We start from the raw sequence: 12,381 nt of genomic DNA, 5'->3' as shown, positions 1-12,381 counted from the left end.
AAGTCGGTCGCCCTAAGAAAACTGCAACGGTGAAAAAGGCTGCCGCTAAAAAAGTCGGTCGTCCTAAGAAAACCGCAACAGTGAAAAAGGCCGCTGCTAAAAAAGCAGGCCGTCCTAAGAAAACGGTTGCAATCAGAAGAAAAGTAAAAGCTAAAAAATAATAGTAGTTTTTTGTCCTTTCTAAAAGCAGAGTGACTTGAGCGCTCTGCTTTATTCTATGTAGATCAATATTTTCCTTGACATTTATCCTGTAATTCGCTTTTAATTGTTATGGCGCATGTGCTTATATGTATATGATATAACGGTACAAATATTTCACTGGCTTTAGTTGAGAATGAAGAAAGCTTAATATGTTTTGTGTGGGTAAGCACATGTAAGTTAAACGTAGATACGGCGCTAATTGGGTTAATTCTCTGTATACAGAGCATATTATGGCAGGAATTCAATTGAAGTTAAATCAGCATGAACAACGTAAACGTGCCGCTTACAATGAGAATAGCCTTTGTCAGTGGAAGATTGAGGGGGAGTATTGCATTTTAGGTAAAACGATAGGAATTGATTTTATAATCTCAGCAGCTGCCTCTGATGCTCGCTTTGTTGCTGCAGATGCCGTTATTGAGCATGTAAAAAAATGCCATGGCCGTCATCTAACAGGCCCTGAATCAGTCAATATTAAGCGCTTTTTTCCTATGTGATTTTCTCTGGCGTTTGTTGAAGGTTCGTCGTTATTTAAACAGAAGCTCTTGTCTCTTGATTGAATAGCCAGTGTCGTATCTTATCAAGGTTAATATTTTCAAAATTATTCTCACAGCACAAGCGAGCGTATTCTGCGACTGTATTCATGATTTCCTTACTATTTGTATCAAAATTAATGACCTGCTCATCATGTGGAGTGTGCATTACTAAATTATTACCGTCAACAGAAAAAGTGAGCACCTTTTCAACATTAATTTGAGTACCGTTAAATGTAATTATCATCGGACTGGCTCTTATAGCAAAACGTCAAGAAGCTACGGCCTAAGGCGAATACCCCAAGGGCTCATAGTGTTAGCTCTATATGCGAACATACTCCTATAGACAATTTTCTTGCTTAATAGTTTTGCTTTTATTCATTAGCATAGGGTGTACAGTAATTTTACCTTCAATCTGGGTAATTTGAGTGATTATACTTGAGGAAAACATAAGCACTATTCCTGAAAGCCAGCGTTGGCTTTGGCATGCAATTGATCACTCAATCCGCAAAATTCTTGCTTATCATTTTGGTTGACGTCAAAGATGAGGCATTAATTGCGCTTAAATCAAAACTTTCATCGTTTAACATTTGTTATTGTTATGCAGATGCTCGGGGCTTTGATCTGAGTATTTTGTCAGAACACCCTTATTTCATTGGCAAAAAGCGCGCAAGTCATTGAGCGCAAGTATTTAACCCTAAGAGCCCGAATTAAGTGCTCATAGGAAAAACCATTTGCTTTTCGCAGAGCGAAAAGATGCATGATGCGATGATTGATTTATTCATTAATGAGTCCGAGTTTGGCAAGACAATTTAATTGAGCAATCAAACGGGTGCATGACCCGCTATCTTTAGAGTATTACAAACGAGCTCGGCTTTTGCTTTAAGAAGGTCTTCACATTCTGGGGGTTCTCTTGTAGTTTTCGCTTGAATCTTGAGCGGGCTGACTTTCTTGGCTAGGACGCACTACTCGTTGAGAGTCCGTTATATTGTATAATTAAGGGTATCCATTAAATCGGGGCAAGGCCATTTTGATTTTAAAAAATGCATGCTACACTTGAGGGGAGTGCCGGTTAGAGCACGGCGATAACAATGATTATTATAAAGGAGCGCTAAATATGTCAAAAGGGCAGTCATTACAAGACCCTTTCTTGAATACGCTACGCAAAGAAAAAGTTTCTGTTTCTATCTATCTTGTTAACGGAATTAAGCTACAAGGTCAGATCGAATCTTTTGATCAATTTGTGATTTTACTGAGAAATACAGTCAACCAAATGATCTATAAACATGCGATTTCTACGATTGTGCCGGCTAAACCGGTAAAATTGCCTCAAGGGCCCCAAGGGGATGGACCTAACGGTAACAGTGAATAATTTGGCTTAATTTTGGACAAATCGCTGACTAATCAGAAAACGCTGCTGGTTTACCTGACTGTTCGCTCTCTAGAAAATACAGGTCCTCTTGTTGAGTTTCGTGAGCTTGTTGTTTCTGCCGGTCGCCATATTGCGTGTGAAATATGCTTGTCTCGTAGTGAGATCCATGCTGCTTCTTTTCTAGGTGAAGGCCAAGTTACTCGAGTTAAAGAAGAGCTTGCCGGTTATGATGGCGTTGATGAGGTGATTATTAATCATGCTTTAACCTCCGTACAAGTGAGAAATCTCAGTAAAGCCCTATCTTGTCGAATTCTTGATCGGACAGACCTAATTCTTGATATTTTTGCGCAGCGTGCGCGAACTTTTGAAGGTAAGCTTCAAGTTGAGTTGACTCAGCTGCAACATCAAGCCACGCGTTTAGTGCAGCAATCTGGCCACTATGATCAGCAGCGAGGCGGCATTGGTGTGCGGGGTGGTGCCGGTGAAACCGGTTTAGAAGTGGATCGTCGAGTTTTGCGCCAACGCATTACTAAAGTAAAAAAGCGCTTGGAGCATATTCGTGATAGCCGTGAGTTGGGGCGTCAACGTCGCCAGCGTTCGCATTTGCCAACGATTGCTTTAGTCGGTTATACCAATGCAGGGAAATCGACCTTATTTAATGCGTTATCACAAAGCAATGCCTATGCGGATGACCGTTTGTTTGCAACACTAGATCCAACCTTAAGGCGGGCGATTGTTCCCGAGTTTGGTGAAGTGGTATTAGCTGATACGGTTGGGTTTATCCAGCATTTACCGCCTCAGCTCATTGATGCCTTTCGAGCAACGCTGGAAGAAACGGTACAAGCTGATTTGTTATTGCACGTTGTTGATGGTGTTAGCGAGGATTATTTATTACGGATAGAACAGGTTAATGAAGTTCTGGCTGAAATTGGTGCTGACAAAGTCCCTCAGCTTTTAATATTAAACAAGGCTGACCTGCTTAAAAACAAAGTGTTAGAGTGCGATCACCGGGGAATTTGGCTGAGCGCAGCAAAGCAAACGGGGTTTGCTAAATTATATGAAAAAATACTTGATCAGGTCGGTGGTGAAGCGGTGGATACGGTTTTGCGCATTCCGATGAGTAAAGCGGATGTGCGTGCGGAACTGCATCGCTTGCGTACAGTGCGCTCAGAGCGGTATGATGAGAACTGGGCATGGATTCATGTGAAAGGCTCGTCTACGGTTTTAAGTCATGCGTTAGATCGCTATGGCCTTTCATTGACACAGTGTAAGCAGTACTAGAAAAACTCTGGAGGAACCTATGGCTTGGAATGAGCCTGGACAAAACAATAATAAAGACCCTTGGGGCAATAATAAAAATAACAAACGTGATGATGGGCCGCCAGATTTGGATGCGGTTTTGCGTAAAATTACAGGCTCCCTCCGGCGTGCCTTAGGCTTGGGTGGTGGCAATGGTGGTAGTTCGTCTTCCTCAGGTGGTGGCAGCTCAAAAGGTGGGATGATATTGGCGACAGTTGCTGGTGTTATTTTGCTAGGGCTATGGGCGGCTTCTGGGTTTTTCGTCGTTCAGCCTGCCCAAGAAGGTGCGATTTTACGTTTTGGTAAATTTATCGAAACCGTTGGGCCAGGTATGCATTGGATACCGACGTTTATTGATTCACGCAAAGTTGTTAATGTTGATCGGGTGATGTCATTTAAAACGTCGGGTCAAATGTTAACGAGTGGTGAAAATATCGTCTTTGTTGATGTGGCCGTGCAATACAAAATTGATACAACACCTGGCAGTAATGGTTTGAGGGATTTTCTTTTTAAAGTCGATGATCCTGTAGGAACATTACGTGAGGTGACTGATAGCGCGGTTCGTCAGGTGATTGGTGAGTCTGATTTAGACGAAGTGTTGACCACAGGCCGTGAAAAAATTCGTCAGGAAATTAAGCAGCAAATTATTAGCACATTAAAACCGTTCCAAACAGGTTTAGAAGTGACTGATATTGCGATGCAGCCGGCAAAAGCGCCTGAAGAAGTAAAAAGCGCTTTTGATGATGTAATTAAAGCACGAGAAGACAAGGTGCGTGTGATTGATTTGGCGAACGCTTATGCCAATAAAATTGTACCGATCGCTCAAGGTAAAGGTGCGCGTTTAGAGGCTGAGGCTAAAGCCTATAAAACTAAAGTGACTGACGATGCACGCGGGCAAGTGGCACGTTTCAATGCTTATTTACCGGATTACAAAGCGAATCCAAAATTATTGAAAGAGCGCTTGTATTTACAGTATATGGAAGGCATTTTAGGTAAAAACCAAAAAGTGGTGATGGATACGAAGGGAGGAAATAATTTATTTTACCTTCCTTTAGGAGAGATGTTAGGGGGTAAAAACGTAACATCGTTTAATCCTGCGACCTTGCAAAATCAAGTGAATAACAGCCAGCAATCAACAACGTCATCATCAAATAATCGTAGTAGTGCTGCAAATAATCAGCGAACTGCCTACTTACGTTGGCAAGGAGCACAATAATGCAAAAAAGTATGGTTGGAGTGGCTGCGCTCATCATTATTGGCGGTCTTGCTTATAGCTCGATGTATACGGTTGAGCAAGGCTCACGCGCTTTACTGGTTCGTTTAGGTAAGGTTGAGCGTCAGGACGGTAAAGTCGCCTTGAAAATGCCAGGTCTACACTTTAAGTGGCCAGGCGTTGAGGGTGTTTTAACCTTTAATGCGCGGATTCAAAATTTATCGATCGATGCATCACGGATCGTGACTAAAGAAAAGAAAGACGTGATCGTTGACTCGTTTGTTAAATGGAAAATCGATAACTTTGAGCGTTATTATACGGCAACAGGCGGTGATGCTTTAAGGGCGCAAGTGCTGATTCGCCAACAAGTGAATGATGGTTTGCGCGCAGAGTTTGGTAATTCGAGTATTCAAGAGTTGCTGGCGGGAGGAAAGCGTGATCAGGTGATGAAAGGGATTCGTGATACGGTTGAGTCTAAGCTGACAAACTATGGTATTTTCGTCGTTGATGTGCGGATTAAGCAAATTAATTTACCGCCTGAGGTTGCTGATTCTGTCTTTGCCCGTATGCGAGCAGAACGTGAGCAAGAAGCATCGAAAATCCGTGCTGAAGGTCAGGAACAAGCCGAGATTGTTCGAGCGAAAGCGGATGCACAGCAAACTGAGATTCTTGCTCGTTCAGAGATGAATGCGCAAAAACTTCGTGCGGCAGGGGATAAAGAAGCAGCGTCTATTTATACCAAAGCCTATTCGGTCGCGCCTGAATTCTATAGTTTTTATCGTAGCCTAGAAGCCTATAAGAATTCGTTTGATAATGGCAGTAAAGAAAGCGTCTTTGTCTTGCAGCCAAACAGTGAGTTCTTTAAGTACTTTAACTCTACAGGTAAAGGGTAAAGTAAGGGCTAAACTTGGCTTGAGAAAGTCTATTGCCTGATTTGTATCAATACTTGTATAAAAATGCTGTGTTGTGCAGCATTTTTTTCGTCTGCGATAAATGTTTAGTAAATAGCACAAAAATCTGTTATATTGACTCGGTTTTTGTGTAAACGAATTTGATTAATCTTTAAGCACAGCTGAGAGAGAGCTAATGGGTAAAAATATCATTGTATTGGGCAGTCAATGGGGTGATGAAGGCAAAGGGAAAGTTGTTGATTTATTGACAGATAAAGCAGATGTTGTGGTCCGCTTTCAAGGGGGCCATAATGCAGGCCATACTTTAGTTATTAATGGTGAGACAACAAAATTACGTCTTATTCCTTCGGGTATTTTACATGCACACGTGCGTTGCATGATTGGTAATGGGGTTGTGTTATCACCTGCAGCCTTGATCGAAGAGATGCAAGAGCTTAAGTCTCGTGGTATTCCTGTAGAAGAACGTTTAAGCATCAGCCATGCCAGTCCATTGATTTTACCTGTTCATATTCGTTTAGATCAGGCGCGTGAAAAAGCACGTGGTAAATCAGCCATTGGAACGACGGGTCGCGGGATTGGTCCTGCTTATGAAGATAAAGTGGCACGTCGTGCCTTGCGTGTGGGTGATCTTGTTCATTTTGATCGTGTTGAGCAAAAGCTTAAAGATATTCTTGATTATCATAATTTCACTTTGGTGCATTACTTTAAAGAAGAGCCTGTGAGCTATGACGAGTTACTCGCTGATCTTAAAGAGTGGGCTAAAGTCATAGTGCCGATGATTAGCGATGTAGCGGCTGAATTAGAAGTTGCTCGCCGTGCGGGTAAAAACATTATTTTCGAAGGCGCTCAAGGTGTATTCCTCGATGTTGATCACGGGACGTATCCTTATGTGACCTCATCGAATACAACCGCAGGTAATGCTGCCTGTGGGACGGGTTTTGGTCCGTTATATCTCGATGAAGTGTGGGGCATGACCAAAGCTTACACAACACGTGTTGGCGGCGGCCCTTTCCCAACGGAATTAGATTGTGAAATTGGTGAACGCTTAGCGACTGTGGGCCGTGAGGTTGGCACGGTAACAGGGCGTTCACGTCGTTGCGGCTGGTTTGATGCAGTTGCTGTGCGCCGTTCTGTACAAGTGAACAGTTTTTCTAGTTTATGTATTACTAAATTAGATGTCTTAGATGGTATAGAAACATTAAAAATCTGTACGCATTATGAAATGGATGGACAAAAATTTGATTTGCCGCCGGCTGATGCTGCTGATTATGAGCGCTGTGTACCCGTGTATGAAGAATTGCCCGGTTGGACAGAGTTGACTTTAGGTGCAACTGAATGGGAAAAGCTACCTGTAAATGCACAAAACTATGTGAAACGTATTGCTGAGCTGGTTGAAGCACCATTGCACATGGTATCAACCGGACCGGACCGTTGTGAAACGATTATATTAAAGCACCCGTTTGAAAGCTAATTGCTAGATGAAAGAGGCGCCAGTGGGCGCCTTTCTTCTTTATGTCCTTTGGAGATTCCCTTTACATGTTTCAGCTTAAGCATTACCAGACGACTGTAAGGACAGAGGTCATTGCAGGGATAACAACCTTTTTAACGATGGCGTATATCGTCATTGTAAATCCCAGCATCTTAGCGACAACGGGTATGGATAAAGGAGCGGTGTTTGTTGCAACCTGCTTAGCGGCAGGAATTGCAACATTGGCAATGGGCTTGTGGGCGAATTTCCCAGTCGCGGTGGCCCCGGGGATGGGAATGAATGCCTACTTTGCCTTTGTTCTGGTCGGCGCTCAGGGCTATAGTTGGGAAAGTATGCTGGCGGCGGTATTAATCTCCGGTATTCTCTTTTATATCTTAACCCTATTGCGTTTTCGTCATTGGTTAGTCGAAGCGATTCCAGAGCCTTTGGTTTTTGCGATTACCTGCGGTATTGGGTTATTTATCGGTGTGCTCGGTTTGAAAAGTTCGGGAATTATCGTCAGTAGTCCGGCAACACTAGTCACTTTAGGGTCTTTGCATAGTCCAGAAGTGTTGCTCAGCTTGCTTGGCTTTTTGATGATTGTTGTGCTGGATTATTATCGAGTGAAAGGGGGTATTTTAATCAGTATCATCGCTGTGAGTATGATTGGTGCTTTATTTGGCATCAGTTCTTTTCATGGTCTGGTCAGTATGCCACCTTCATTGGCACCAACTTGGTTACATTTGGATATCAACTCAGTCTTGCATGTGAGTATGATTTCAGCCATTGTAACGTTTTTTATTCTGGTATTATTTGATAATACTGGCACTATGCTTGGGTTATTAGAACAAGCCAATTTACATGATGAAGTTAAAGGCAAGCGGTTAACTCGGGCATTTTACATTGAAAGTATTGGAACGGCTTTAGGTGCATTATTGGGGACGACTAGCTTATCAGCTTATGTTGAAAGTGCCGCTGGAATTGGTGCAGGAGGGAGAACAGGATTAACGAGCGTTGTCGTTGGTGTATTGTTTTTTGCTGTTTTATTTTTTGCACCCTTGGCAACGGCAATTCCGACCTATGCAACTGCACCGGTATTGGTTTATGTCGCGATCCTAATTTTTCGTTGTATAGTTAAGATAGATTGGCAAGAGATCCGTGTTGCGGTGCCTTGCTTTATAACAGTGGTGATGATTCCATTGAGTTTTTCGATTTCAGATGGAATTGGTTTAGGAATATTAAGTTATTTGATAATTTATACATTGACAGGAAAAGCAAAAGAAATTCCCTGGGGGCTATGGCCGATAGGGGTGTTATTTATTGGGCTATTTTTTCTCGCCCATTAGAGTATAAAAATTTATGGCAAAAAATGAAGATAACAACTAAAAAAACAAAACAAGACCCTCACGCAAAACGTGAGGCGAATAAATATGAAAATCCAATTGCAAGCCGTGAGCATATTTTAGAACTGATTAAATCTGAGCAAATGGCTGTATCACGTCAAGATATTGCTGAACGTTTAGCACTTGTTGATGAAGACAGCTTAGAAGCATTACGCCGACGCTTACGAGCGATGGAGCGTGATGGTCAGCTTGTGCGTAAAAAAGAAGGTTATTACCCGGCAGATAAGTTCGAACTTGTTGAAGGACGTGTCCATGCCCATAAAGACGGTTTTGGTTTTGTTTGCTTAGATGACGCGGATGATGTGTTTTTAAGTGTTGGGCAAATGAAAGCCCTATGGCATGGCGACACGGTACAAGCACGTATTTCAGGCACGGGGTCGAAAGGTCGCCGTGAAGGCACCGTTGTTGATATTATTGAGCGTGGTGTTGAGCATGTCACCGGGCGGTTTTTTAAGTCAGCTAGAGGCAGTTATGTTGAGCCTGATGATAAGAAAACCAAACAGCGTATTTTTATCACGTCTGAAAATAGTGGCGGCGCTGAAAATGGTCAGATGGTGAACGTACTTATTACTTCACATCCAAGCTATCGTCGCCAGGCCGATGGTCGTGTTGTTGAAATCTTGGGTGATTATATGGCCCCTGGGATGGAAACCGATGTTGCCTTGCGGGTTCATAATATCCCTCATGAATGGCCTGAAGCTGTCCAAGAACAGATTAATAGCTTTAGTGAAGAGGTCTTAGAGAAAGATAAAAAAGGTCGAGTGGATCTAAGAGAGCTGCCACTCGTGACGATTGACGGTGAAGATGCGCGTGACTTTGATGATGCGGTGTATTGTGAGAAAAAGGCCAGTGGCGGTTGGCGACTTTATGTTGCGATTGCTGATGTTAGTCATTATGTGCGTAAAGGTAGTGCCTTAGATAAAGAGGCGCTAAAACGAGGTAATTCAGTCTATTTCTCCGGCCGTGTTGTGCCGATGTTGCCGGAAGTGTTATCGAATGGCTTGTGCTCATTGAACCCTCATGTTGATCGGTTGTGTATGGTCAGTGAGATGACCATCAGTGCAGCGGGGCGTTTATCCGGCTATAAATTTTATCAGGCGGTGATGCGTTCTCATGCGCGTTTAACCTACACCGATGTGAGTCAAATTTTAGAGCATGATGATACGACGTTAAAAGAAAAATATCGTGAATTAGTGCCGCATTTGCAAAGCTTATATGCGATGTATCAGGTACTGTTAAAGCGCCGTGAAGAGCGCGGTGCATTAGATTTTGAAACGACGGAGTTAAAAGTATTATTCCGACCCGATCGCAAGATTGATAAAATTGTACCGACAGTGCGTAACGAAGCGCATCGCTTAATCGAAGAGTGTATGCTCTGTGCCAATGTGGCAACCGCACGCTTTTTGCGTAAACATAAACTTGCAGCATTATACCGTGTTCATGAAGGGCCGAAAGCAGATAAAGTCGTTGATGTGCGCAAGTTTTTCTCTGAACTCGGCTTAACTTTGGGTGGTGGCAGTAAGCCGAGTCCTCAAGATTATTCGGCGGCACTAAAGTCGATTCAGGGTCGAGATGATTTTAATATTGTTCAAACCGTATTATTACGCTCTTTAATGCAAGCGGTGTATGCACCGGATGAGAAAGGTCACTTTGGCTTAGCTTACCCTGCTTATACTCATTTTACCTCGCCGATTCGTCGTTATCCGGATCTATTGATTCATCGTGCGATTCGTCATCAGCTGGGCTTAACCGGCGGTGTGGGCTATAGCGAAGAAAAAATGGCGCACTATGGTGAGCATTGTTCAATGACAGAGCGTCGTGCGGATGAAGCAACACGTGATGCATTAGATGCTTTAAAATGTGAATATATGTTGGATAAAATCGGTGAGACTTTTACCGGAACCATTTCAGCCGTCACTCACTTTGGTATTTTTGTGCAGATCAAAGATGTTTATATCGAAGGTTTGGTGCATGTAAGTCAATTGCAGGGTGATTATTATCACTTCGATGCCACTCGTCATTGCTTAATGGGTGAACGGACGAAGCGTTCTTATACTTTAGGTGATGAAGTAGAAATTATCGTGGCCAATGTCAATCTTGACACAAAGATGATTGACTTTTCTTTAACCGAGTTTTTGCAAGAAAATGCCCAAGTTAAAGAAAAATCTAAGTCTAAATCTCAACGCCGTAGATCAAAAACAACTAAGAAAAAATCAACTGAAGCTCAAGCGAAACCTAAAAATGGTAACGGCTAAAAAATTCAGCCTCAAAAAACAGCTAAAGATGGCAATAGCCAGGATAAGAAGGCTGCAGCGAATAAGAAAAAGCGCAAGCGTCGGAAAATTACATTAAAAGACAAACCCGCGAGTAATAAAGCTCAAGCGAAAAGTAAAACCAGTACAAAACCAAAAGTGAAGAAAAAAAATAAATGAAAAACTCAAAAGAACTCATCTTTGGCATTCATGCCGTGAGCGCCTTGTTAAAACGAGCGCCTGAGCAAGTTAAAGTGCTTTACTTATTGAAAGGGCGTAGTGACCCTAAAATTGATACGTTAGTTGACTTAGCCCGCCAAGGGGGAGTGACTATAGAGCGAGTGACACGCAGTGGCCTAGATCGCTTGGCGCCGGATCAAACTCACCAGGGAGTGGTTGCTCATTATGTGGGTGGACACAGCTATAATGAAGATGATCTGCATCGCATTGTTGAAAAAGCAGGCAAGGACGCTTGGCTGTTAATTCTTGATGGTGTTGAAGATCCGCATAATTTAGGTGCATGTTTGCGTACAGCAGAAGCGGCTGGGGTGACTGCGGTCATTGCCCAAAAAAATCGCTCAGCTCCTTTGAGTGCAACGGCACGTAAAGTGGCTTGTGGGGCTGCAGAAACACTTCCGTTGGTATTGGTGACGAATTTATCTCGGACTATAGAAAGTTTACAGCAAGAAGGTTTTTGGGTGACAGGTTTGGCTGGAGAAGCTGAAAAAAGTGTCTATGAGATTGATTTTTCAGGGCGACAAATCATTATTCTCGGTGCAGAAGGCACGGGAATGCGGCGCTTAACACGAGAGCATTGTGATTTTCTCGCACATATTCCAATGGCAGGCGCGGTTTCTAGTTTGAATGTTTCTGTGGCAACCGGGGTGTGTTTGTTTGAGGCGGTGCGTCAACGCCAACTAGGAGGAAAGTAAACAATGGCCGAATACAAACGCTATATGTGTATCGTTTGTGGTTTTATTTATGATGAAGCGGAGGGGTGGCCTGAAGATGGCATCCCTCCAGGAACACATTGGCAGGATGTTTCTGAAACGTGGCAGTGCCCAGATTGTGGTGCAAGCAAAGATGATTTTGAAATGGTTGAGATAGAAGATTAACCATGAAGCGAGCAGTGGTGAACGATTAGGCTATCATCTATATTTAGAATAACGAATGTGGGAGTTTGATCGTGCAGTTATTTGCAATTAAACGTTTGTTATTGATCATGTGTTTATTGCTCGCTGCGGTGGCTAATATCACAGCTAAGTCTGCCGTTGAACTTTCTTATATTCATATTCGTCCTCAATTTTTGACTAACTTGCAAGGATCGACCAAGCATCTTTATGTTGAAGTGTCTTTATTAATTCCTAAAGACCCTAAAACTGAAGAAATTATTAATAATAATATGCCTCTGATTCGCAGCGCGTTAGTTGATTTATTTAGCGAACAAACTCTAGAAAAACTATCTAAAAAGCATGGGGTGAATGGCTTACAAAGTGAGGCGCTAAAAACAATCACGCGGGTGTTGACTGAAAATGCGGAAAGAGTCGATATTAAGCGTGTGTTATTTACTAAATTTAATTACAATTAAACATAAACCTATGCTTACACCTTTATTGAAGTGCTCTTTGTTTATACTCTGAGGTTATCAGTCTTTTTCTGGTTTTATCATGAACAGATATAAAGAAATTTTTTACACAAGAATGCCGTTAAATTCAAAGCTAATTTTTGATGG

The 12,381-nt window shown here is 42.5% G+C and carries 11 protein-coding genes and 1 pseudogene; 11 read left to right on the top strand and 1 reads right to left on the bottom strand.

The genetic code is table 11. The features are described from left to right. Window positions 1-431: 431 nt before the first annotated feature. On the top strand, window positions 432-695 hold the full coding sequence (locus BGC07_RS02765) for a hypothetical protein (protein ID WP_069311873.1): 264 nt from the start codon (window positions 432-434) through the stop codon (window positions 693-695). 34 nt (window positions 696-729) lie between these two features. On the opposite strand, the gene BGC07_RS02760 is transcribed toward BGC07_RS02765, so the two are convergent. Continuing rightward, a complete protein-coding gene (locus BGC07_RS02760; protein ID WP_069311872.1) occupies window positions 730-978 on the bottom strand; it encodes a hypothetical protein in 249 nt (82 codons plus the stop codon). 870 nt (window positions 979-1,848) lie between these two features. Between BGC07_RS02760 and hfq the strand changes: the two are divergent. From hfq to BGC07_RS02705, 10 genes and pseudogenes are all read left to right on the top strand, one after another. Continuing rightward, a pseudogene (gene hfq / locus BGC07_RS02750) lies at window positions 1,849-2,058 on the top strand (RNA chaperone Hfq); the annotation flags it as partial. 57 nt (window positions 2,059-2,115) lie between these two features. Next, complete coding sequence (gene hflX / locus BGC07_RS02745; protein ID WP_069311870.1) at window positions 2,116-3,384, top strand: GTPase HflX; 1,269 nt, start codon at window positions 2,116-2,118, stop codon at window positions 3,382-3,384. 19 nt (window positions 3,385-3,403) lie between these two features. Continuing rightward, window positions 3,404-4,618: an FtsH protease activity modulator HflK gene (gene hflK, locus BGC07_RS02740; RefSeq protein ID WP_069311869.1), complete on the top strand. Its 1,215-nt coding sequence runs from the start codon at window positions 3,404-3,406 to the stop codon at window positions 4,616-4,618. Beyond that, the gene (gene hflC / locus BGC07_RS02735; RefSeq protein ID WP_069311868.1) at window positions 4,618-5,508 is read left to right on the top strand and encodes a protease modulator HflC; all 891 of its coding nucleotides are present in this window, start codon (window positions 4,618-4,620) and stop codon (window positions 5,506-5,508) included. The genes hflK and hflC overlap by 1 nt, the downstream gene beginning before the upstream one ends. A 193-nt stretch (window positions 5,509-5,701) precedes the next feature. After that, on the top strand, window positions 5,702-6,997 hold the full coding sequence (locus BGC07_RS02730; protein WP_069311867.1) for an adenylosuccinate synthase: 1,296 nt from the start codon (window positions 5,702-5,704) through the stop codon (window positions 6,995-6,997). A 65-nt stretch (window positions 6,998-7,062) separates the two neighbouring features. Then, window positions 7,063-8,340, top strand: a complete 1,278-nt coding sequence (locus BGC07_RS02725) for an NCS2 family permease (RefSeq protein ID WP_077216718.1) — start codon at window positions 7,063-7,065, stop codon at window positions 8,338-8,340. Then, window positions 8,292-10,652 (top strand): ribonuclease R, encoded by a 2,361-nt coding sequence (rnr, locus tag BGC07_RS02720; protein ID WP_235602859.1) that lies wholly within the window; start codon window positions 8,292-8,294, stop codon window positions 10,650-10,652. Before BGC07_RS02725 ends, rnr begins: the two co-directional genes overlap by 49 nt. Window positions 10,653-10,825: 173 nt before the next feature. Then, window positions 10,826-11,581 (top strand): 23S rRNA (guanosine(2251)-2'-O)-methyltransferase RlmB, encoded by a 756-nt coding sequence (rlmB, locus tag BGC07_RS02715; protein ID WP_069311865.1) that lies wholly within the window; start codon window positions 10,826-10,828, stop codon window positions 11,579-11,581. Window positions 11,582-11,584: 3 nt separating this feature from the next. After that, on the top strand, window positions 11,585-11,764 hold the full coding sequence (locus BGC07_RS02710; RefSeq protein WP_069311864.1) for a rubredoxin: 180 nt from the start codon (window positions 11,585-11,587) through the stop codon (window positions 11,762-11,764). Window positions 11,765-11,835: 71 nt separating this feature from the next. Then, window positions 11,836-12,237, top strand: a complete 402-nt coding sequence (locus BGC07_RS02705; protein WP_069311863.1) for a flagellar basal body-associated FliL family protein — start codon at window positions 11,836-11,838, stop codon at window positions 12,235-12,237. Window positions 12,238-12,381 lie beyond the last annotated feature (144 nt).

It is taken from the genome of Piscirickettsia litoralis, from assembly GCF_001720395.1.
Classification (GTDB): Bacteria; Pseudomonadota; Gammaproteobacteria; order Piscirickettsiales; family Piscirickettsiaceae; genus Piscirickettsia; species Piscirickettsia litoralis.
This window is presented reverse-complemented; position numbering and strand designations above follow the sequence as displayed.

Excerpts from the sequence above, each read along its gene's own strand:
- BGC07_RS02710 (WP_069311864.1), top strand. The coding sequence starts at position 11,585 with ATGGCCGAATACAAACGCTATATGTGTATCGTTTGTGGTTTTATTTAT.
- rlmB (WP_069311865.1), top strand. The coding sequence starts at position 10,826 with ATGAAAAACTCAAAAGAACTCATCTTTGGCATTCATGCCGTGAGCGCC.
- BGC07_RS02765 (WP_069311873.1), top strand. The coding sequence starts at position 432 with ATGGCAGGAATTCAATTGAAGTTAAATCAGCATGAACAACGTAAACGT.
- hflK (WP_069311869.1), top strand. The coding sequence starts at position 3,404 with ATGGCTTGGAATGAGCCTGGACAAAACAATAATAAAGACCCTTGGGGC.
- rnr (WP_235602859.1), top strand. The coding sequence starts at position 8,292 with ATGGCCGATAGGGGTGTTATTTATTGGGCTATTTTTTCTCGCCCATTA.
- BGC07_RS02725 (WP_077216718.1), top strand. The coding sequence starts at position 7,063 with ATGTTTCAGCTTAAGCATTACCAGACGACTGTAAGGACAGAGGTCATT.
- BGC07_RS02730 (WP_069311867.1), top strand. The coding sequence starts at position 5,702 with ATGGGTAAAAATATCATTGTATTGGGCAGTCAATGGGGTGATGAAGGC.
- BGC07_RS02760 (WP_069311872.1), bottom strand. The coding sequence starts at position 978 with ATGATAATTACATTTAACGGTACTCAAATTAATGTTGAAAAGGTGCTC.
- hflC (WP_069311868.1), top strand. The coding sequence starts at position 4,618 with ATGCAAAAAAGTATGGTTGGAGTGGCTGCGCTCATCATTATTGGCGGT.